The sequence below is a fragment of the Burkholderia cenocepacia genome (assembly GCF_900446215.1).
Classification (GTDB): Bacteria; Pseudomonadota; Gammaproteobacteria; order Burkholderiales; family Burkholderiaceae; genus Burkholderia; species Burkholderia cenocepacia.
The window spans coordinates 39,007-60,663 of the sequence record NZ_UAQZ01000002.1 but is presented as its reverse complement, the minus strand read 5'-3'; the positions used below and the strand labels follow the sequence as shown (position 1 = coordinate 60,663).

The window sequence follows — 21,657 nt, the reverse complement described above, 5'->3', positions numbered from 1 at the left end:
TAAAAACGAAGCAAACGCGGGAAATCCCCTAATTACAGGCATCCGGCGTGCGCCGTCGCGGGGAATTCCGGCACATGTTTGGTGCAGTTCGGGTGGCCGAATCGCAAGGATGACTAGACAAATTCCGAATTCGATCGTCAGGCCATGCCCCTCCGGCCGCTTTTCGACCCGACGACAAATGCGCGCTTGCCGGGAGCATCGCAAGCGCTGCATTGCAGCATGTCGACACGGGCCGGCGCCGACCCGCCCGGCTCAGCGTTCGAGCAGGCGCCCGAGCCGCATCATCGTGACGTTCACGCCGAGATGGCGCATCGACGGCTGCACGATCACGCAGTCGTCGTACGGCGTGACGATCACGTCGTCGCCGTCGCGGGCGATCTCGGTGCCCGCCTTCGCGATCACTTCGAGCCCGGTGAACGGCTGCGAGAACCGGAAATCCATCGAGCGCGCGACGACCGGCTGCGTGATCTCGATGAACTTCTGCCGCACCGGCGCGGCCTGCGTCAGGAACGCCGCGACGTCGTCGCGTGCGACGACGCCCGCGTGCAGCAGGAAGCGCGCGGCGCTGTCGAGCGCGACCGCGCGCGCGCTCGCCGCGAAGTGCTGGCCCGTCTCGATCAGCAGCGCGTTCTTCGCGCTCGCCGGATCGCCGAAGCCGCCGTAGTCGCGCAGCCGCGTGCCGTTCGCATGGCCGCGATCGACGATCACGTGCTCCGGCGTGCCGAGCGCGGCGGCCAGCGCGATCGCCTTGTCGAGCGGCCCCGTCATCATCAGCGGCGCGGATGCTTCGTGCATCGAATGAATGTCGAGCAGCAGGTCGACCGTATCCAGCAGCGGCCGCATCGCCCGCGCCCGCGCGAGCTCGCGGCTGTCGCGCGTGCCGTCGAGCGCGGCCGGCGTCCATACGCGGTTCATGTCTTCGTCGAGGTAGCGCGTCGCGTCGGCATTCTCCGCGCTGAAATGCTCGTACGCGCCGACGTTGCCGAAGCCGAGCGACAGCCGGCCCGCGACCGGCCGCAGGCCGGCCGTCAGCAGCGCGTCCACCGCGATCGCGCCGCTGACTTCGTTGCCGTGCGTCAGCGCGAGGATCATCACGTGCTTGCCGGGCTTGCCGCTGTCGAACGTGTGCAGATAGTCGATGCCCGTGTTGCCCGCGCGCCAGCGCGAGATGTCCGGGAACGTCACTTCGATCGGATAGGCCGGCAGCGCGGCGCGGATGGCTTCAAGCGTGGTCATGTCGGAAGTGTCGGAAGGATTCGTCTGGGTTCGGGAAAGGCGCGACCGGCGTCGGCCGGCTGCGCCGGAATCGGGTTCGGGCGTGACGGATCACGCCTCGGTCGCGCGCGTCGCCGGCGCGGAACCGGCCGCCGCGCCGCGCATCCGGCGGCCGAGCGAGATCACCGACGTGATGCCGAGCACGGCCGTCGCCATCACGTAGAAACTCGGCGCCAGCTTGTCGTGCGTCGCGTCGATCAGCCAGGTCACGATCAGCGGCGCGAAGCCGCCGAACAGCGTCACCGAGAAGTTGTACGACAGCGCGAGGCCCGTGCCGCGCGTGCTGGTCGGGAAGATGTCCGCGAGCAGCGCCGGCAGCGGCGCCAGGCTCACCGCGATCAGCAGCCCGACCAGCGCCTGCACCGCGAGCAGCGTTTCGACCGTCGGATAGCGGTTCAGCAGGACGAACAGCGGCCACGTCGTCACGCCCACGAGAATCAGCGCGATCAGCATCACGCGAATACGGCCGAACCGATCCGACAGGTGCCCGACGACCGGCGCCGCGATCATCAGCATCGCGCCCGTGACGACCGCGCCGAGATACGACGACGTAGCCGGGATATGCAGCTGCTTCACCGCGTACGTCGGCATGTAGAGCTTGTGCACGTAGTTGAACGCCGTGGCCGTCGCAACCACGCCCGCGCCGAGCAGCATGTTCGCGCGGTCGCGCACGAACACGTCGCGCAGCGGCGACTTCGCGCGCCCCGCCTCGCCGAGCCGGCGGAAATCGGCCGGTTCGTCGATGTTGCGGCGGATATACAGCCCGACCGGGCCGATCAGCAGTCCGACCGCGAACGCGACGCGCCAGCCCCACGCATGCAGCTGGTCGGCGGTCAGCAGCAGGCTCAGCAGCGCGGACACGCCGGCCGCGAGCACCGTCGCGAGCCCCTGCGTCGACATCTGCCAGCTCGCGAAGAAGCCGCGCCGCCTCGCGTCGGCCTGCTCGACCATGAACGCGGTCGCCGCGCCGAATTCGCCGCCCGTCGAGAAGCCTTGCAGCATCCGCGCGACGATGATCAGCAGCGGCGACGCGATGCCGATCTGCGCATACGTCGGCGCGAACGCGATCATCGCGGTGCCGAGCATCATCAGCCCGATCGAAATCGTCAGCGATGCCTTGCGGCCCGCGCGATCCGCATAGCTGCCGAGCACGATCGAGCCGAGCGGCCGCGTGACGAACGAGATGCCGAACGTGCCGACCGACAGCAGCAGCGAGGTGGCCGCGTCGTGCGTCGGGAAAAACAGTTGACCGATGACGATCGCGAAATAGCCGTAGATCAGCAGATCGTAGAATTCCAGCGCGTTGCCGATGCTCGCGGCGCAGATCTCGCGCCACGGATTGTGCGGGGCCGGCTGCGCGGCGTGCGGGTTGCGGGTCATGCCTGTGCTCCTCCGTTGATGCTGGCCGTCAGGATTGTGAAAGACGGCGCGCGGCGGTTGCCGGCGTGCGTCCGGGCCAGTCAAGCGCGGAGTGTAGGCACCGCGGCGCGTGCGTTCGTGCCGTTTCGGCACGCGATCGTGCTGATCGGTGCATCGCGCGCCGGGGCGACCCGGGCCGCGGGTTCAGCCGGCCGGCACCTCGCCCTCGTCGCGGGACGGCGCGGTGCGCCAGATCGCGTCGAGGACCGGATGCGATTCGTTCCGGCGGCGATACAGCGCGACGTCGAAACCGATCTGCCAGTCCGCGCCGCCGACGATCGCGAGTTCGCCGCGCCGCACGTCGTCCGCGACGAGCCGCTGCGGCAGCCACGCGAGGCCGAGCCCGCGCCGCGCCATCGCGAGGATCGCTTCGTAGGAGTCGGCCTGGTACACCGGGCGCAACGTCGGCCGGTTCGGCATTTCGGCGAGATGGCGCGCGAGCACCGCGCGCAGCGTCAGCGTACGGGCGAACGCGAGCCACGGCACCGGCGCCTGCCCGGCCGGCAGCCGGTAGCGCGCGCTGCCGCGCGCATCGAGCGCGCTGACGGGCACCAGCACCTCGCGCGCGACCGACAGCCAGTCGAAGCGGTCGCGGTCGATCAGCAGCCGCGTGTGCGGGCTCGAATAGACGATCAGCATGTCGGCCTCGCCGGCCGTCAGCTGCAGGATCGCCTCCTCCGCGCTGCCGGTCGACACGGTCGCCGTGAAAAAGCCTGCGCGCGCAACCGTCTCGTCGTACCAGTCGGGGAAGAAGGTGGCCGACAGCGTGCGGCCGGTCGCGATCCGGAGGGTGTTTTCCGGCACCGGCGACGCTTCCTGCAGTTGCGTGCGCGCACCGTGCAGGATGTCGAGCGCGTTCGATGCGGCATCGAGGAACACGGTGCCGGCCGCCGTCAGTTCGAGCGGCTTCGTGCGCGCGATCAGGCGCGTGCCGACCCATTCCTCGAGCGAACGGATGCGGCGGCCGAACGCCGGGTGCGTGACGAAGCGGTTTTCCGCTGCACGCGTGAAACTGCGCGTGCGCGCGAGTTCGACGAAGTCTTCGAGCCATTTCAGTTGCATGGCAGGGCTCCTGCAGTCAACGGCACGGGGCGACGCTGAATCATCGGCATGCGCGTCGCATCAGCCGGCCGTCACGACCCGCACGCGCGGCGAATCGAGCCGCACGCTCAGCCAGCGTTCGATTCGCTGCCGGTCGGTGCGCGGCAGCGGCTTCGCGGTCGACACCACGAAGGTCACGAGCGGCTCGGCGTCCGGCGCGCTTGCGCCGCTGTCCCACGCATCGGTCGCGCCATACAGGATCTCGCGGATCTGCGGATACTGCGTGCGCAGTTCGCGCGCGACGCGCGCCAGTTCGGCCTGCTGCGCCGCTCGGCCGTCGATTTCGTGCTGCAGGCGCGCGATGGTCTGGTCCTTCACGTCCATCTCGGTGCGCGTGGCATGGTTCGCGGCGATCAGGTCCTGCGCGATGCTCGCCTTCAGCGACGACGCGAGCGCCCCGGTGTCGATGCGTTCGTCGCCGGCCTGCCGCACGACGAGCCGGCTGTTCGGCAAACCGTAGGCCGGCAGTTTGTCCGCCAGCCGGTCGAGCATCGCCTGGTCGACACGCCGGCCGACCAGCATCGCCTCGATCACGCGGCCGCGCGGATCGATATGCCGGCTCGCGACCACCGACAACGGCAGCGACAGTTCGGCCTTGATGAACTGGTCGGCACGCGCGTTGAACACTTCCTGCGTGACGAGCCGGTACGCGAGGATCACGCTCGGCACGGCGGTCAGGACGACCGCCGCGAGCACGAAGCGCCGCACGCGCCGCTGCATCGCCTCGTCCACGCGCGCGGCCGGCTTCGCGCGAATCACCCACGTGACCACCACGGTCGCGAACGCGATGAACACGCAGTTGATCGAGAACAGGTAGAACGCGCCCGCGAAATACGCGAGGCTGCCATGCGCGAGCCCGTAGCCGGCCGTGCACAACGGCGGCATCAGCGCGGTCGCGATCGCGACGCCGGGGATCACGTTGGTCTTTTCGCTGCGCGTCGCGCCGACCATCCCGACGAGCCCGCCGAACAGCGCGATCAACACGTCCCAGATGCTCGGCGACGTGCGCGCGAGAAGTTCGGAGTGTTCGCCCGTCAGCGGACTCAGCGAGAAATACAGCGCCGAAGTCGCAAGGCTGATCAGCGTGGCGACGGCCAGCGTCTTCAGCGAGCGCCGGATCAACGCGAAGTCGTAGATGCCGATCCCGTAGCCCAGGCCCATGATCGGCCCCATGAGCGGAGAGATCAGCATCGCGCCGATGATGACGGCCGTCGAGTTCACGTCGAGGCCGATCGACGCAATGAAAATCGCGGACATCAGGATCCACAGGTTGGTCCCGCGCAATCCGACGCCGCCGCGGATGTCCTGATCGATCGTTTCCCGGTCGGCCTGGCCTTCGCGCAGGCTGAAGTACTGGCGAAACGTGGTACGCACACGCGCCAGCGTGCGCGTCGTCGGACGGGGGGATACGGTGGTCATGGTTGTTGTTCGTTGAGCCGTGGGAACGGCGCGGGTATCGCGTCATCCTGCGTCGCGCGACCCGCGGGAACCCGCGCGCGCAGCGCGACAAGCATCGCATAGGGGCGGCGTTCGCACAATCGGCCGCCCGCGTGCGGCTTTACGGCATCGGGCGGCCGTCGTGCAGGATCGCGTGCAGCGCCGTATCGAACGGCGTCGCGTAATCGATCCCGAGCGCGCGCACGCGTGTCGCGTCGAGATGGCAGTCGTACGGACGCGGCGTCGCGTCGGTCGGCTGGGTGATCGGCGTGAGCGACGCCTCGATGCCGAGCGCGGCCGCGATTCGCTGCGCGATGGCGTACTTCGTCATCGGCTCCTCGCTCGACCAATGGCGAATGCCCGTGACCGTGTCACCCGCGAGATGGCGCAGCGTCAGATCGCGGATGACCTGCGCGACGTCGGGCGTGTAGGTCGGGTAACGGATCGCCCATGCGTCCATGCCGACCGCGTCGGCGCCCGGGCGCGCCGACGCGACGACGGCCGGAACGAGGCTCGTGACGGCCGATTCGCTCCAGTCGACGATCGGGCCGAACAGCAACGGCAGACGCAGCACGCACGACAGCGGCGAGGCGGCGAGCAGCGCGGCCTCGCCTTCCAGCTTGGTGCGACCGTAGATGTTCAGCGGGTTCGGGGTGGCGTCCTCGCTGTAGGGGGCGGCCTTGCCGTCGAAGACGTAGTCGGTCGAAATGCCGAGCGTCCATGCGCCGTATCGCGCGGCGAGTGCGCCGATGCGGGCCGGCGCCGTGACGTTGATGGCGCGGGCGGCGGCCGGGTCGCGTTCGCAGACGTCGGGGCGACGTTCGGCGGCGCAAAGAATCACCGCTGCCGGCTTGTGGATTTCAAAAAGGCGTTCGAGGGACGGCGAGTCGAGGACGTCGAGTTCGGCGATGTTGTCCGGCGGCAATGCGAGCCGTTTCGCACCGGCGCCTTGCGGGTTCCGGATGGTCGCGAGCAGCGTCAGCGACGGTTCGCGGGACAAGGACGCGGCGACCGCGCGGCCGAGCAGGCCGGAGGCGCCGACGAGGAGGATGGTGGGGAGAGAAGTCGACGAATCGATTGCTGTCATTGAGTGCATTCGTGTAAAAGCCGCGCGGATCAACGCACCTTCGTGGTCGGTACATTGGCCGTGCGCCGGTTCGGCAGGATACGGAACGAGGTGTCCAGCGGCGTCGCGACCGCCAACGTCAACGCTCGATCCGGAATGGTTTCATCTTCGCCTGAGGCGTATCCACTGTAACAGCCCCGGCCTGCCCCTTCGGTAGGGCCAACTGGCACTTTTCCCCTATTGGTCCGGATATGTGACGGCCTGAAATGCTTCATGTGCGTCCTTGGCGATGAATCCCGGTGCACGCCCAAAAACAACGCTAATCCCACCCACTAATACCGCTCCGATGCTCACCGCTTCGTTGACCTTGCGTTGGAGAGCCACCACCGTTTCACCCGCGGTTTTGGTCGGACCGCCACTCAACACCTCGTATCGCATTCTTTACGCTCCTTGTCCTAAGGGTCACACTCGGTCAATCGACGCCAGCGAAGAAGAAGTATCCCAGTGGGTCGAACCACGATGAAATATTTTTGATAAAAAATCCATATGATTCAAAGACGACGGATACCTCGAATCCGAGAGCGTATCGAATACTCGCAAGAAATGACTCCCCTTCAGCACACCGCCCATCCGCGTGCTGTTTAGCAAAATCGACGAAAAACATGTCATCGAACATTCATGTTTCCGGCAGGTTTTAAAATCCGGCGAAATTCCTTGATAAATACAAACATAATCATGCACTTGGACTGAAACGCCGCTCGTTTTCACCGAACCTGCACCAACCCTTCCCCCGGCCACACTTTCCGCAAGAGTCATTACAAAAAATTACCAACCAATACCGATTTAAGAATACGATAGCGCACCGATTCATTCTTACGTTTCCCCGACACCCCAGCCATCCGCGGCGCGCGAGAAGCGGCATGCACGCGGATCGCCACGCGCCCGCCCGGATCGCCGCCGGCCGGCTGGACCGCCGTTCGCGACTGGATCGCCTTTCAACCCGGAGCCCACCCATGCCAACGAACACGCCCGTCAACAGCAGCGCGAACGCGAACAGCCTGATGCAACAGGCGGCGCAGTCGATCATCAACGGCTCGACCGGCAATCCGGCGATGGACGTCGGCGCGCTCGTCAAGACGCTGGTGAACGCGAAAACAGCTGGCCGGGTCGCGACGCTGGCCGCTTCGCAAGCGAGCGGCAACACGCGGATTTCCGCGTTCGGCGCGTTGTCGTCGGCGCTCGGCGCGCTCGAGGCGGGCCTGACGTCGCTGAAGAACGGCGCACTGCAGTCGACGTTCAATGCCGTCGCGAGCGGCAAGGGGTTGACCGCGACGGCGGGCGCGGGCGCGGTGGCCGGCACCTACACGGTCGGCGTCACGCAGATCGCGACCGCGCAGGCGCTGTCGTCCTCGGGCTTCAACGGCAGCAAGGCGCTCGGCACCGGCACGCTGACACTGTCGCTCGGCAGCCAGTCGTTCAAGGTCGAGGTCGGCAGCACCAACAACACGCTGGCGGGCATCGCGGCGGCGATCAACGGCGCGTCGGGCAACCCGGGAATCAGCGCGACGGTCATCAACGGCACGGACGGCGCGCACCTCGTGCTCGCGTCGTCGAAGACGGGCTCGGCGAACGCGATCAGCGTCGCCGTGGCCAACGTTGCCAATGACAGCGGCCTGTCGAACCTCGGCGTCACGTCGACGGCCGATCCGTCGGGTGGCGCGTCGAAGATCGATTCGGCAAACGGCGCGGCCGCCTGGCGGCAGAGCGCCGTCGCGCAGGATGCGAAATTCACGCTCAACGGGATCGCATCGACCAGCGCGAGCAACACGGTGTCGGGCGTGCTGACCGGCATCACGCTGAACCTGTCGGCGGCCGCGGTCAGCGCGACCGATACGCAGACGCTGACGGTCAGCACCGACACGAAATCGCAGGCCGCCACGATCACGAATTTCGTGAGCCTGTACAACACGGTCGTCAAGACGATGGGCGCACTGTCGAGCTACACGGCCGGCGCGAGCTCGCAAGGCGCGCTGATCGGCGATTCGACGCTGAACACGATCCGCAACGCGCTGGCGTCGATCGTCGCGCGCGGCGTCGACGGCGGCGGCGCCACCGAAAAGGGCAACGGACACGTGAACCTGTTGTCGATCGGCATCAAGCTCGAGCGGGACGGCACGCTGAACGTCGACAGTGCAAAGCTCGATAGCGCGCTATCCGCCAATCCGTCGGGCGTCGCGCGCCTGTTCAATCCGGAGAACGGGATCGGCACGCGCCTGGCCGACCAGATCACGCAGTTCACGAGGAAGAACGGAATGATCGACGTGCGCACGACCGCGCTGAACGCCGATCTGAAACGTGTCGCGCAGCAGCAGTCGGATCTGTCCGACTATGCCGCGCAATTGACCAAGCAGTATCAGGCCCAGTTCACCGCGCTCAATACGCTGATGACCCGGATGAATACCAACTCGCAATACCTGACGCGTTTGTTTGGTGGTGCGAACAGTAACGGTACGCTGTCCAAGAGGTGAACGGCCGGGTCGCGGTACGCGCGGCCCCGCAGACGTCGCCCATGCCCGGCGGCGCGCCAGCGGCCGCCGGATCGACGTCACCGCGGCCGGCAGCCGGCCCGCAGTCGTCCTCGACGCAGGCGCGCGTCAGCCGAGACCTTCGACGCGATCGGCGAACCAATCGATTGCACGTGATACCTGACGCCCGAAATAGCCGGGACGTTCGTGCTCGTACGCGCGCAGCAGCGACGTGCATTCGCGCTCGGCCCAGCGCCACACCGGCCCCTGCTTCTCGAATACCGGATGGTCGCGCAACTCGGCAGGCACCGCGTGCTCGTCCTCCCAGCCCCAGAAATAGGCCTGGTAGGCACGGGCGAACGGCATGCCCAGCTGTTGCGCGACGGTCTCGTCATGGCGCAGCGTGAAGTCGACGATCTCCTTGCGCGTGCGGCCGCTCACGTCGTCGTGGCGCGCCTCGATCCAGCAGTGATACCGCGCGAGTTGCGACAGATGCCGCGCGGTGCGGCGCCGCTCGCGCGTCGTGCACAGCGCGTACAGGTTGCCGCCGCCGAAATCCATCACTTCACCGCCGGCGAACGGCCGATAAGACTGGCCGGTCAACAGCGTCAGCACCCGCGCGCCGACGATCGCATAGTCGGCGCAGCGCATGTAGCCGCTACGCGTCGTCGCTTCCGACACGCTCCGGTGGACGACTTCATCGATCACGGCGTGCAGCATGGGATCAACCGGCGCCGCCAGGATCGGCGGCTGGCTTGTCGTCGTCACGTGTTGCATGGGCGAATGCGGCTTCAGCGGTTCATCGGCAAAAATCACTCCGGAGCATGGTATGACGAACCGTTACAACGCACGGCCGCGGAATTGCGCAGATTTGTGCGCTTTCGTCGCCTCGCGCAAGACATGTCGACAGTTCGTCGGACACGGCAAATGCGCGGCGTGGCGGATGGACGAGACGAACGTCGACAGCGCGCTCGCGGACCGTGGGCGGTTCGAGTTCGTGATGTCGTGACTGACGGCAGGAGGGGCGCGGCGGCAGGCGTTGCCGCCATCGACGGAAGGGGATCGCAACGAGTGCGCCGCGATTGCGGCGCATCGCGCAAAGCGGCTCGTGCTTGCAGGCACCGAGCGTGCCGCCGCATGCACGGCACGCGATGCGATCACGCGCCGCGCGGCTGGCGCGGCACGCGCCCTCCGTTATGACCCGGCAATCCGCCGGCGGAAATGTTCGGTGCCGGCCACGATCTTGTCGAGCACCGCGTCGAGCGCCCAGAAGCGTTCGCGCACGTCGTAGTCGATCGCACGGCATTTGATCGACCCGAACGTACCGATCCGCTGGTGATAGAGCTTCGCGAGCGCCGGGTAGCCCAGCGCCTCCGATACCGCCGAGACGACCAGGAACGTCGACAGTTCGTCGGCCAGCGCCGGATTCGACTCGCCCCGCGTGCGCAGCCACTGGTAGAGATCGGGATGGAAGTTGGTGAACACACCGTTGAAACCGGCCGACCCGGCCTTCATCGCGTCCCAGGCGATCGCGGCGTTCGCGTTCAGGATCTTCAGCGGCGATCCTGCGGCGAGCGCGACGCGGCGCTTCACCGTCGCGAGATCGCAGCTCACGTCCTTGAGCATCACGAACCGGCCCGTGTCGATGCACGCGCGCAGTTCGTCATCCGACAGAAGCCGCCGGTACGGCGCCGGACATTCGTACAGACCGAGCGGGAGATCCGACGGTAACCGCGCAAGCAGCCGGTGCAGATGGTCGAGCAATGCGGCGCTGCCCTTGCGTTGCGGATCGAGCCGGTTGGTCACGAGCACGACGCCCTGCGCGCCCGATTCGGCCGCCGCGCACAGTTCGGCGACCTGCGCATCGAGATCGTCGCTGATGTGCCCGGACGCGACGACCGGCACACGCCCGCCCACCCGTTCGACCACGAAGCGCGCGAGTGCCGCGCGTTCGGCCAGGCTCAGGAACTGCATCTCGCTCGACTGCGCGACCGCGAACAATGCGTCCGAGCCGTGCGCCAGATACCATTCGATGAGCCGCTCGAGTCCGGCGTAGTCGATCGCACCGGCGTCGTCGAACGGCGTCAGCATCACCGGCACGATCCCTTCGATGGTCACGTTCGATTGCTGCGGGTGTTGCATCTGTTTCTCCTTGCTTCAATGAATGCGGATGCAGGCGGCATGCTCAAGCCGGCAACGGCCCGGGCGCGGCGTTCGCGGCCTGTTCGGGAATCGGCTTGCGCACGAGCAGCAGGTACGCCATCGCACCGGTGAACGCGATCGCGGCCGCGGTGAGCAGCGCGGGCACGAACGACCACCTCTGCGCGATGATGCCGGTCAGGATCGGCGCCAGCGCACCGCCGATGAAGCCACCGAAATTCTGGATCGCGCCGAGCGACGCGATGCGGCTCGGCGGCGCGGCCGCCGTCGCGAGCGCCCACGAGCACGCCGACGCCGCGTTGGCGAGAAAGATCACGACCGAAATGCATGCGAGCGCAACCGTATTGCTCTGCACGAGCGCGGCCGGAATCGTGAACGCGACCATCCCGAGCATCGCAGCCACGACCGCATTGCGCCGGCTCGCGACCGGCGACCGGCTGCGGCGCGTGACGAAATCCGACAGCCAGCCCGCGACCAGCGAACCGACGAACCCGCACAGGAACGGCACCGATGCGGCAAACCCCGTGCGAACCAGGCTCATGTGCCGCTCCATCGTCAGGTAGCCCGGCAGCCAGGTCAGGTAGACCCAGTTCAGGTACACGGAGCCGAAGAAGCCGATCAGCATGCCCCAGGTCGTGCCGTGCGAGAACAGGCTGCGCCATTCGACGAAGGTCAGTTTCGGCGCGGCGACGACGCTTTGCGCATCGGCATCGAGATAACCGCGTTCGGCGACGGACAGTTCCGCGCGCACCGGGTCGCGATACAGCGCGAACCACACGACGGCGACGACGAGACCGAGCGCCCCGGTCACGATGAACGCCCAGCGCCAGTCGAACGAGGCGACGAGAACCGACAGCAGCAGCGGCGCAAGCGCGGTACCGAGCGGCGACGCGGCATTGAAAATGCCGGTCGGCGTGCCGCGCGCGCGCAGCGGAAACCAGTTGCTCACCACGCGCGCGGCCGACGGGAATTGCGGCGCCTCGCCGATGCCGAGCACGATGCGCGCGACGATGAACCAGCCGAAGGTGGACACGATGCCGCCCGCCGCCTGCGCGAACGACCAGACGATCAGCCCGATGCCGAGCAGCCGGCGCGGGCCGATGCGGTCGACCAGCCCGCCGACCGGAAACTGGCACAGCGCATAGCTCCACGAGAAGGCCGACAGCAGCAGCCCCATCTGCGCGAGCGACAGGCCGAGATCGCCGCGGATCGCCGAACTCGCGACGGCCAGCGTGCCGCGATCGAGATAGTTGACGATCCCGCTCGCCATCAACAGCGCGAGCGCGATGCGTTGACCGCGTCGAATCCGTGGCGGCGCGTGCGGAACAGGTGGGTTGTCGTTCATGTCGATTGTCTCCATGTCACTGGTTTCGGCCGGATTCGGCCGTTCCGTCGCATGCGGAATTCAGCTCTCCATACGGTCGACTTCGTCGCTCGTCGGAATCGACGTCTGCGCGCCGTGGCGCGTGACGCTGATCGCGGCCGCACGCTGGCCGAAGCCGATCGCGTCGTCCATCGACGCGCCGCCGGCTCGCGCGGCCGCGAACCCGCCGACGAACGTGTCGCCGGCCGCGGTCGTATCGACGGCCGCCACCGCGATCGCCGGATGGCGGCCGCTGCCTGCGCTGCCGCGCCAGCAGACGCCGCGCGCGCCGAGCGTGACGAGCACGTTGCCGACGCCCTTCGCGCACAGCGCCTCGGCGGCGCGCGCGGCCGACGCGTCGTCGCCGACCGCGATGCCGGTCAGCGACTCGGCCTCGGTTTCGTTGACGACCAGATAGTCGACCCGCGCCAGCAACGCATCGAAGAGCGGCCGTGCGGGGGCGGGATTCAGCAGCACCTGCGTGTGGTGCGCGCTTGCACAGGCAATCGCGCGCGCCACGGTGGCGACCGGCACCTCGAGCTGACACACGAGCAGCGCGGCCCCGGCGATCGCGTCGCGCGCCGCATCGATCCGGTCGGCATCGACGCATGCATTCGCGCCGGGCACGACGACGATGCTGTTCGCGCCGCCGTCGTCGACCGTGATCGTCGCGACTCCGGTCGCCGTGCCGCCGATCCGGTGCAGGTGCGTCACGTCGATGCGCTCTGCCGCCAGCGCGCCGTGCAGGCGCGCACCGAACGCGTCGTCGCCGACGCAACCGATCATCGTGACCGATGCACCGAGGCGCGCGGCCGCGACCGCCTGGTTCGCACCCTTGCCGCCGTGGACGGTCTCGAACGTCGTGCCGAGCAGCGTTTCGCCCGGCACCGGCAGGCGCGGCGCGCGCGTGACGAGGTCGATGTTAATGCTGCCGACGACGGCGATACGCGGTGACGTGGTGTCGCTCATGCTCAAATGTAACCGCTTACATTTAAAGCCGACAAAATGGCCGGACAGGCCATCGCCTCTGAAAATTCCGCGATGCGGGTGAAATCCATGTCTGACATAATACGGATAGCAGCAAGATAGCGCTTACATTCTCACAGGATCGAATGAGGATGCAAGCGGGACCACCATGAATCGAGGGTAAACAATGACGCGACTGGCAACGCACCGCGCCGGCAGGCCCACGCCGCCGGGAGACCGCCGATGAGCTCGCCCCCGTCCCGCGGTGGCGCGTCGCGGGCACGCCGCGGCAGCGGCCGCTCGGTACTCGGCGACGTCGCGAAACTGGCCGGCGTGTCGACCGCGACCGTCTCGCGCGTGTACAACGATCCCGGCAAGGTCTCGGCCGACGTGCAACAGCGCGTGCGCGACGCGGCGCTCGCGCTGAACTGGATCCCGAATGCGGCCGGCCGCGCGCTGGCGTCCACGCGCACCCACATCACCGGCGCGATCATCCCGACGCTAGACGACCAGGTGTTCGCATCGCAGGTCGCCGGCATGCAGACGGTCATGGCCGAGCACGGCATCACGCTGTTCCTCGGTTGCTCGAACTACGACCCCGCGCAGGCGCTCTCGCAGGTGCGCGCGATGCTGTCGCGCGGCGTGGAGGCCGTGTCGCTGGTCGGCGAAGCGTATCCGCCGGAACTGTTCGAACTCCTGGCGATGCATCGCGTACCGTACGTCGTCACGTATGCGTATCGCGACGACAGCCCGCACTGCTGCATCGGCTTCGACAACCGCGCGGCATTCGCGCGGCTCACCACCCATCTGCTCGACCTCGGCCACCGCGATTTCGCGATCATCATGCAGCCGTCGACGGACAACGACCGCGTCCAGGCTCGCCTGCGCGGCATTCACGACACGCTTGCCGCGCATGGGCTCGCGGTGCGCCCCGTGCATCAGCATGAAGGCGCGGCCACGATCGCGTTCGGGCGGGCGAGCCTGCGCGCGATCGTCGGCAGCGACGCGGCGACGCGGCCGACCGCGGTGATCTGCGGCAACGACGCGCTCGCGCTCGGCGCGTTGCTCGAAGCACAGGCGCTCGGCATCGACGTGCCCGCGCAGTTGTCGATCACTGGATTCGACGACATCGCGCTCGCGCGCGAGATCCAGCCGCCGCTGACGACGATGTGGGTCGACACCGACGCGATCGGGCGCCAGGCCGCGCATGCGCTGCTCGATGCGCTCGAGAACGGCGCTACGGGGCCTGGCCACGCGGTCCAGCCCGAGTTGCGCATCCGGGCATCCGCGGCGGCGCCGGCGCAGACCCGCGCGCGTGCGGCACGCAAGAAATAGCGAAGCAGCGCGTGCTTACTGCATCACGTCGATCGGCAGTGTCTTGTCGAGACGGTCGTGCCACGCGTTGATCGTCTTCGGCACGGTTTTCTTCCACGCCGGCACGTTCGAGTAATAACGCATCCGGACGTTGTTCTTCGCATCGAACACCAGCAGCCCGATCCACAGATCGGTGCCGCGGCGCATCACGATCGCCGCGTTCGTCGTCGCGATGCCGCGCACCCAGTACGACGTCACCTGTGCGTTGAGGCCGTCGAGATCCTTTTCGTCCGCGCTGAGATTGACCACGTCGACGAGCGTCTGATAGTCGGCGCCGAGCAGCTTGTGCGCGGTCGCGTTCTGCTGTGCGTCGGCGACGACCTTGAGGCTCAGCAGGTCGGCCGGCGGCTTTGACTGCGACTGCGCGGCGGTCACGTAGTCGCCTGCGTACATGACGCCCATGCCTGCGCCGCAATCGATATCGGCACCCTGCTGCGTGACGCGGATGCGTCCGCCCTTCCGGTCGAAATCGAGCCGGCACTTGTCCCGGCGATAGGTGCCGCTTTCGCCGTGCAGCACGATGTCACCGTCGAGCCCGCCATCGTGCGCGCCGTTGTTGGCGCTCAACGCGAAATGCAGGCGCGGCGCCGTGCCGGTGAACGTCAGCACACCGCCCAACGATGGGTTGTCGCTGTCGAGATACCACGTCTGCTGCCAGCGATCGGCCGCGAGCGGCGTGCCGTTCAGGCTCGCAAGCCGTTCGCGATAACGGTCGCGCAGGCACGACGCATCACCGCCGCACTGGTCGCGCTGCTTGAGCCACTTCAATTGCGCCTGCTTCAGCGCGGCCGTATCGCCGCCCTGCGCGAGCGCCCGCTTCCACGCCGTCGACAGCTCGCCGTCGAGCTTCGACAGCGCGGGGTTCGCGCAGATCGTCTTCTCGGTGGGCGACGCGGCCTTCGCGCAGTCGAAGCCGGCCGCATGCGCGGCGACCGGCAGCAGCATCAGCAGCGCGGCCGCCGCGACGGATGGCCAGTGCGGACGCTGCGTTTCACATGCGGGAATCGCGACTTGCCCGCGCACATTCGATCGGTTGTGGATGGTCATCGGCTTGATCGTCGCTGGGTCGCGCGCCCGTAGAAGCTACCGGTGCGCGACATTCGAGGTAAAAACACCCGGCCCGGCATGCAGCGCATGCGGCCGCCCCGCCGAAGCGTAACCCGAATGCGCGACGCCGATCAATCGACGTTCGATGCCGTCGCAACCGCTTCGTCAGCCACGCCGCAGTGCGCGATGCCGTCGCGCAACGCCGCTTCCGTCGCGGGGTCGATGAACCCGATGAACACCATCACGCCGTCGCCGTCGCGCGCGGTCAAGCCTTCGTCTTCCAGCGATGAAAACCGGATGCGCCGCGCGGCGACCTGACACGCGCGCGTGGCGATCGCCCCGTCTGCATCGGCCACGCGCACGATGCCCTTCGCACGCAGGATCGTGCGTGGCAACGCCTTCAGCCATGCGCGCAGCCGCGCCTTGTCGAGCACGGCCCGCACGGTGACGGTGAGACTCGCGAACGCCGGCATCGCGTGATGCCCGATCGCCCGGTGCGAACGCGCGAGGTCGGTCGTCGCGCGACGATCCGGCACGGCCCCATCGAACAGCAACGCGAGCGGAATCTCGCCATGTCGTGCCGCAACGACGATGTCGGTCGACGCATGGGCACGCACGTCGTCGAGCACCGCATCGCGCCGCTCGGGCGCCACGAGATCGAGCTTGGTCACGACGATCGCGCCCGCGCCGTCGAGCTGGCGCTGCGCCATCGCGCCGACCAGCGGGTCGGCCAGCGTGTCGCGCCACGCGAGCGCGTCGGCGACGACGAGCACCGACGTCAGCCGGAACGCACCGTTCAGCAGTCCGATCTGTGCGATCTTCGCGGGATCCGCCACGCCGCTCGCTTCGACGAGCAGCAGGTCGGGCTGCACGTCGCGCGTCGCGACGCGCGTCAGCGCATCGACGAGCGCGCCGCCGATCGTGCAGCAGATGCAGCCGTTGTCGAGTTCGATCACGTCGTCGCCGCGGGCTCGCACGAGACGCGCGTCGATGTTCACCGCACCGAAATCGTTGACGAGCACCGCGATGCGCCGGCCGTGCGGCGCCTGCAGGATAGCGTTGACGACCGTCGTCTTGCCCGCGCCGAGATAACCGCCGATCACCGCGAGGTCGATCGGCGTGCGAGCAGTCACCCCGGCTGCATCGGCGTGCGCATTCATCGCGGCGACCGGAACACGCGCCCGCCGAGCACGGTGCCCCACACCGCGAGTTCCTTGAGGCGGGCGGGCGCGCACACCGACGGATCGTCGTCGAGCACCGCGAAATCCGCGAACTTGCCGACCTCGATGCTACCGACGAGATGATCCATCCGCAACGTATAGGCCACGCCGAGCGTGATCGCATGCAGCGCGTCGTCCACCGACAGCCGTTCGCCTTCGCCGAGCACGCGCCCTGACGCCGTCTCGCGCTGCACCGCGCACCACGCGGTGAACAGCGGGTTCAGCGGCGTGATCGGCGCATCCGAGTGCAGCGCGAACGGAATGCCGAGCCGCCGCGCGGAGCCGGCCGCGTCCATCCGGTTCGCGCGATCGGGGCCGATGGTCTGGCTGTAGTGCGCGTCGCCCCAGTAGTACAGGTGATTCGCGAAGAAGTTCACGCACATCCCGAGTGCGCGCACGCGCTTGAGCTGCGCGGCGTCCGCCATCTGGCAATGCTGCAGCGTATGGCGATGGTCGGGGCGCGGATGGCGGGCGAGCAGCGTCGTCATCGCATCGAGCACGACGTCGGTCGCCTCGTCGCCGTTGGTGTGCACGTGCAGTTGCAGCCCGGCGCGATGAAACGGCTCGAACACGTCGACGAGCTGCGCGGGCGGGATCAGCCACAGCCCGTTCGGTTGCCCGCCCGCGTAGCCGGGCCAGCGCACGCGCGCGGTGAAGCCCTGGATCGAGCCGTCGACGATGAACTTCACCGGCCCGACATGCAGCTTGTCGGTATTGCGTTCGATCTCCGCGAGCACGCTGTCGACGGAGCGCGCCGGATTGCGCTGCGGCGCGAACGCCGGCACGATCCGCACCGGGTAGTCGGGATCGGCGGTCACCTCGTGCAGCGTGCGATTGCCGTCGGGCGACAGGTCGTTGACGAGATCCGTGGCCGTCGTCACGCCCGCGAGCTGCGCGACGCGCCCGAAATTCCAGACCGCGTGCGGCTTCTCGCTCGCGGAAATCGCGAGCTTGCCGCCGATCGTCTGATACACCGGCAGCATCGCCGCGAACTCCTGCAGCTCGCCGGTCGGGCGACCGTCGGCGTCGCGCGACACGCCATCGATGTCGGTATCCTCGTCGATGCCCGCACGCGCGAGCATCGCGCCGTTCACGTTCATCAGGTGCACGCTCGCATGCAGGATCGCGATCGGCCGTGCCGCCGAAACGCGATCGAGTTCGCGCACCGTCAGCCGCGCGGTACCGAAGAAGATCGGATCGAAACCCCATGCGAGCAGCGGACCGTCGTCGGTGATCGCGCGTTCGGCTTCCATGAGCCGGTCGAGCACCGCGTCGAGCGAGCGCAGGCCCGGCCACAGCGTGCCGTCGGGGCCGCGCCGGTCGTAGTAGCCGACGTACACGGCGTCCCACATCGCGCCTTCCATCAAATGACAGTGCCCTTCGACGAGCCCTGGCATCAGCACCTTGTCGCGCAGCGTGTCGTCCGCCGCGCAGGCGCCGAAGCGTGTGGGCCATGCAGCCGCGTCGGCGGCGTCGCCGACCGCGAGAATGCGACCGTCGCGCACGGCGACGTGCGTGGCCGACGGTTGCGCCGGGTTCATCGTCAGGATGCGGCGCGCCGTGAAGATCGTCACGGGCGCGGCCGAAGTTGCGAATGCGTGCATGGGGCGCGTTTCTCCTTTGCGTCAGGATACGGCGTATTGCTTGACGGGGCGGCCATGCAGCATCGCATGCACGGCCACGACGACGAGCACGTTGACGACGAGGCACACGAGCCCGAGGTTGATGCCGCCGAAATCGACATGGAACACGTAGAACACCATCGCGAGCACCTGGCCGCAGATCATCCCGGCGCCCACCGCGACCGGCCGCACCTGGCGCCGCGCGAGCAGGATCAGCACGCCCGGCAGGAACTGCGTGACGCCGTAGTACGTGGTGTTGATCAGCGTGAGCATCAGGTTCGGCGTGAGCAGCGTGGTCGCGATCGACAGCAGCAGGTAGCCGACGATCACGTATTTCGCCGCGCGCTTCTGGCGCGACTCGGGCAGGTTCGGCATCAGGTTGCGCGTGACGATCGGCCCGATCGCGAGGCAGATGCCGGCCAGCACCAGCAATCCCGACAGCGCGGCGCCGGCCGCGACGAGGCCGATCAGCCAGCCGGGCAACAGGTGCGTGACGGCCGCGAAGAACGCGTCGTTCGGCGATGCGAGCGTCAGGTTCGCGGTGATCGCGTAGTACGACGCGATCACGAGGAACGGATACATCAGCATGTACAGCGGCATCACGACCTGCGTGCGCCGGATCGCGTTCGGCCCGCGCGCGGTGAAGAAATTCTGCGCGGCGAACGGCATCAGGTAGAAACCGAGCGACTGGAACAGCATCGTGCTCATCGAGAAGCGCAACTGCGAGCCGCTCATCGTGTTGCTGACCTGCCGGCTCGCGGCGTCGAACACCGGATGCACGCCGCCGACCTGCCACGCGACGGCGATGCCCGTCACGACGATCGCGAGCAGCATCAGGATGTCCTTCAGGATCGCGATATAGGCCGACGCGCGCACGCCGGAAATCGCGATGTACGTGAACGCGAGCGCCGCGCACACGAGGATCAGGTACAGCGGCTCGACGTGCCAGCCGAGCCCCTTGAGCGCCGCGACGAGCCCCGTGAACTGCAGTTGCCCCCACGGAATCAGGAACAGGATCGATGCGCACGCAACCACTAGTTCGAGCCCGCGGCTGCGATAGTGGCCCTTGAACAGATCGGGCAGCGTGATCGCGTTGTGGCGCTTGCCGGCCTCCCAGATCTTCGGGCCGACGAAATACCCGATCGGGTAGGCCAGCAGGATGTAGCCGAGGAACCACACGCCGTAGGTCGGGCCTTTCGCGTAGATGCCGCCGGGGAAGCCGACCATCGTGCCGATGCTGTAGATCTCGCCGGCGGTCAGGAAGAACACGAGCGCCGTGCCGAACTGGCGCGACGCGACGAAGAAGTCATGCACGCTCTGCTGGCCGCGGCCGCGGCCGGATCGAACGGCGAGATAGAGCGACAGCGCGATCAGCGCGGCGAAGACGACCGTTGACATGCGCACCTCTGCGAAAGGACGGAAAGCACGGGGTTCGCCGGAAAGCGCGGGGAGCGGCCGGCGGACCGCGACACGACGAGCGCTACGCTGCGCCGCCCGCGCGGCGGTCGAACAGCATCCAGCATGCGAACAGGCAGCCGGACGTCAGCACGAACCACGCGAAGATCCACATGAAGATGAACGGCACGCCCAGCACGTAGCGATCCTGCGCGGCCACCCACGGCAGCACGCCCATCACGCCGAGATACGGAATACCGATGCCGATCAGATACCTGAGCATGCGTGTCTCCTCGAATGCGGGTTCGTACGGAAAGCCGGTGCGCGGACGCGGCAGGCGGCGCCTGCGCGACATCCGGCGGCGAACCCAGTATTCGAAGACAAAAAGGCGCGCGATAGTGCCAGACGCGGGCAATCGCTTGGGCCAGCGACGGGCCGCCGGCGCGGCGCGGGAGCGATCGGCGGCACACCGCCACGGCAGGCCACCTCGGCCGGTGCGAGCCGCCGCGACGACGTCAGCCGTCGAACGGCACCCGTTCGTAGCTCGTGCTCCGGCCGCCGGACGACGAGCGACGCAGCATGCCGCGCTCGACGAGCTCCGTGATGTCGCGCAGCGCCGTGTCTTGCGAACATTTCGCGAGGGCGGCCCACTTGGTGGTCGTCAGCTTCCCTTCGAAGCCGTCGAGCAGGCGATTCATGACCTTGATCTGGCGTTCGTTCATCGCGACGCCGGCGTATCGCTGCCAGAAACGCGCCTTGATCAGCACCGCGTCGAGCGTCGTGTGCGCGTGATCGATGGCCCGGCCCAGCGTATTCAGAAACCACGCGAGCCACTCGGTGACGTCGAGCGAGCCGCGTTGGGTGCGCTCCAGCACGTCGTAATACGCATTGCGCTCGCGCTGGATCTGCGCGGACAGGCTGTAGAAACGCTGCGGACTCCGATCGGCGCGCGCCAGGACCAGATCGCCGAGCGCACGCGCGATACGACCGTTGCCGTCGTCGAACGGGTGAAGCGTGACGAACCACAGATGGGCGAGCCCGGCCCGGATCAGCAACGGCTCGGCCGGCGGCGCATTGAGCCACGCGAGAAAGCGCCCGATCTCGTGCGTCAACCGCGCGGCCGGCGGCGCCTCGAAATGCACGCGCTGCCGGCCGATCGGCCCGGAAACCACCTGCATCGGCCCGCTCGCGTCCGAGCGCCAGCCGCCGACCGTGATCCGCGACAGCCCCGAATAGCCGGTCGGGAACAGCGCGGCATGCCATCCGAACAGCCGCGCCTCGGTGACCGGCGCGGCCGAGTGGGTCGTCGCATCCAGCACCATGTCGACGACGCCTTCGACGTGCCGATCGACCGGCGCCAGCGCGCCGATGTCGACGCCGAGCCGGCGCGCGATCGACGACCGGACCGAGGCGACATTCAGGTTCTCGCCCTCGATCGCGCTGGTCTTGACGACGTCATCCGTGAGCGCGGCGAGGCTCGCTTCGTCGCGCAGCGCAAGGCCGATATCCGCCAGTCGCCCGGCCAGCATGCCTTGCGCACGGCTGACGTCGGCGAGCGGCGTGGCGAGGGCCGCGAGGTCGAAGCGCCATGCCGGCCAGTCGGCCGATTCCCAGATAAAGGTGTAATCTCCGCTCATCATGCGCAGATTATCCACGCATTCGCCGCACGACTCAACAATATCCGCAT

The 21,657-nt window shown here is 67.9% G+C and carries 20 protein-coding genes; 3 read left to right on the top strand and 17 right to left on the bottom strand.

Annotated elements, in window-relative coordinates:
- Nucleotides 1-252 precede the first annotated feature (252 nt).
- The 7 genes from DTA15_RS09385 to DTA15_RS09360 all read right to left on the bottom strand — a co-directional run bounded on the left by DTA15_RS09385 (nucleotide 253) and on the right by DTA15_RS09360 (nucleotide 6,974).
- Nucleotides 253-1,236 (bottom strand): M14 family metallopeptidase, encoded by a 984-nt coding sequence (locus DTA15_RS09385; RefSeq protein WP_006484839.1) that lies wholly within the window; start codon nucleotides 1,234-1,236, stop codon nucleotides 253-255.
- Between the two features lie 90 nt (nucleotides 1,237-1,326).
- The gene (locus tag DTA15_RS09380) at nucleotides 1,327-2,655 is read right to left on the bottom strand and encodes an MFS transporter (RefSeq protein ID WP_006484828.1); all 1,329 of its coding nucleotides are present in this window, start codon (nucleotides 2,653-2,655) and stop codon (nucleotides 1,327-1,329) included.
- Between the two features lie 183 nt (nucleotides 2,656-2,838).
- Nucleotides 2,839-3,756: a LysR family transcriptional regulator gene (locus DTA15_RS09375; protein WP_006491816.1), complete on the bottom strand. Its 918-nt coding sequence runs from the start codon at nucleotides 3,754-3,756 to the stop codon at nucleotides 2,839-2,841.
- A gap of 60 nt (nucleotides 3,757-3,816) precedes the next feature.
- The gene (locus DTA15_RS09370) at nucleotides 3,817-5,214 is read right to left on the bottom strand and encodes a DUF389 domain-containing protein (RefSeq protein WP_006485862.1); all 1,398 of its coding nucleotides are present in this window, start codon (nucleotides 5,212-5,214) and stop codon (nucleotides 3,817-3,819) included.
- 139 nt (nucleotides 5,215-5,353) lie between these two features.
- Nucleotides 5,354-6,319, bottom strand: a complete 966-nt coding sequence (locus DTA15_RS09365; RefSeq protein ID WP_006485864.1) for a dTDP-4-dehydrorhamnose reductase family protein — start codon at nucleotides 6,317-6,319, stop codon at nucleotides 5,354-5,356.
- Nucleotides 6,320-6,535: 216 nt separating this feature from the next.
- Nucleotides 6,536-6,736 carry a hypothetical protein gene (locus tag DTA15_RS38225; protein WP_077020527.1) on the bottom strand — a complete coding sequence of 67 codons (201 nt, stop codon included), beginning with the start codon at nucleotides 6,734-6,736 and terminating at the stop codon, nucleotides 6,536-6,538.
- A 34-nt stretch (nucleotides 6,737-6,770) separates the two neighbouring features.
- A complete protein-coding gene (locus DTA15_RS09360) occupies nucleotides 6,771-6,974 on the bottom strand; it encodes a hypothetical protein (protein WP_006485863.1) in 204 nt (67 codons plus the stop codon).
- A gap of 337 nt (nucleotides 6,975-7,311) precedes the next feature.
- Between DTA15_RS09360 and fliD the strand changes: the two genes are divergently transcribed.
- Nucleotides 7,312-8,826 carry a flagellar filament capping protein FliD gene (gene fliD, locus DTA15_RS09355; protein ID WP_006485861.1) on the top strand — a complete coding sequence of 505 codons (1,515 nt, stop codon included), beginning with the start codon at nucleotides 7,312-7,314 and terminating at the stop codon, nucleotides 8,824-8,826.
- Between the two features lie 126 nt (nucleotides 8,827-8,952).
- Here the strand turns inward: fliD and DTA15_RS09350 are convergent, their stop codons facing one another.
- Nucleotides 8,953-9,600: a hypothetical protein gene (locus DTA15_RS09350; RefSeq protein WP_012493672.1), complete on the bottom strand. Its 648-nt coding sequence runs from the start codon at nucleotides 9,598-9,600 to the stop codon at nucleotides 8,953-8,955.
- On the opposite strand from DTA15_RS09350, the gene DTA15_RS38990 reads away from it, so the two are divergent.
- On the top strand, nucleotides 9,542-9,832 hold the full coding sequence (locus tag DTA15_RS38990) for a hypothetical protein (protein WP_226245005.1): 291 nt from the start codon (nucleotides 9,542-9,544) through the stop codon (nucleotides 9,830-9,832). The genes DTA15_RS09350 and DTA15_RS38990 overlap by 59 nt on opposite strands.
- A 185-nt stretch (nucleotides 9,833-10,017) precedes the next feature.
- Here the strand turns inward: DTA15_RS38990 and DTA15_RS09340 are convergent, their stop codons facing one another.
- Genes DTA15_RS09340 through rbsK form a run of 3 tightly spaced genes read right to left on the bottom strand, consistent with a single transcriptional unit; the run spans nucleotide 10,018 to nucleotide 13,315 of the window.
- A complete protein-coding gene (locus DTA15_RS09340; protein ID WP_006485867.1) occupies nucleotides 10,018-10,965 on the bottom strand; it encodes a dihydrodipicolinate synthase family protein in 948 nt (315 codons plus the stop codon).
- Nucleotides 10,966-11,008: 43 nt separating this feature from the next.
- Nucleotides 11,009-12,328: an MFS transporter gene (locus DTA15_RS09335; protein WP_006485868.1), complete on the bottom strand. Its 1,320-nt coding sequence runs from the start codon at nucleotides 12,326-12,328 to the stop codon at nucleotides 11,009-11,011.
- Between the two features lie 60 nt (nucleotides 12,329-12,388).
- Nucleotides 12,389-13,315: a ribokinase gene (gene rbsK, locus DTA15_RS09330; protein WP_041494545.1), complete on the bottom strand. Its 927-nt coding sequence runs from the start codon at nucleotides 13,313-13,315 to the stop codon at nucleotides 12,389-12,391.
- 240 nt (nucleotides 13,316-13,555) lie between these two features.
- Between rbsK and DTA15_RS09325 the strand changes: the two genes are divergently transcribed.
- Nucleotides 13,556-14,647, top strand: a complete 1,092-nt coding sequence (locus DTA15_RS09325) for a LacI family DNA-binding transcriptional regulator (protein WP_006490950.1) — start codon at nucleotides 13,556-13,558, stop codon at nucleotides 14,645-14,647.
- Between the two features lie 15 nt (nucleotides 14,648-14,662).
- Here the strand turns inward: DTA15_RS09325 and DTA15_RS09320 are convergent, their stop codons facing one another.
- The 6 genes from DTA15_RS09320 to DTA15_RS09295 form a co-directional block, all read right to left on the bottom strand.
- Entirely contained in the window at nucleotides 14,663-15,733 is a 1,071-nt protein-coding gene (locus DTA15_RS09320) for a lysozyme inhibitor LprI family protein (protein WP_006490959.1), read from the bottom strand.
- A gap of 131 nt (nucleotides 15,734-15,864) precedes the next feature.
- On the bottom strand, nucleotides 15,865-16,893 hold the full coding sequence (locus tag DTA15_RS09315) for a CobW family GTP-binding protein (RefSeq protein ID WP_034178555.1): 1,029 nt from the start codon (nucleotides 16,891-16,893) through the stop codon (nucleotides 15,865-15,867).
- Nucleotides 16,890-18,557, bottom strand: a complete 1,668-nt coding sequence (locus tag DTA15_RS09310) for an amidohydrolase (RefSeq protein ID WP_006490926.1) — start codon at nucleotides 18,555-18,557, stop codon at nucleotides 16,890-16,892. Before DTA15_RS09310 ends, DTA15_RS09315 begins: the two co-directional genes overlap by 4 nt.
- Nucleotides 18,558-18,578: 21 nt before the next feature.
- Entirely contained in the window at nucleotides 18,579-19,973 is a 1,395-nt protein-coding gene (locus tag DTA15_RS09305; RefSeq protein WP_006490932.1) for a sodium:solute symporter family protein, read from the bottom strand.
- 82 nt (nucleotides 19,974-20,055) lie between these two features.
- Nucleotides 20,056-20,253 (bottom strand): DUF3311 domain-containing protein, encoded by a 198-nt coding sequence (locus tag DTA15_RS09300; RefSeq protein ID WP_006490947.1) that lies wholly within the window; start codon nucleotides 20,251-20,253, stop codon nucleotides 20,056-20,058.
- 232 nt (nucleotides 20,254-20,485) lie between these two features.
- A complete protein-coding gene (locus DTA15_RS09295; protein WP_012493668.1) occupies nucleotides 20,486-21,610 on the bottom strand; it encodes a Fic family protein in 1,125 nt (374 codons plus the stop codon).
- Nucleotides 21,611-21,657 lie beyond the last annotated feature (47 nt).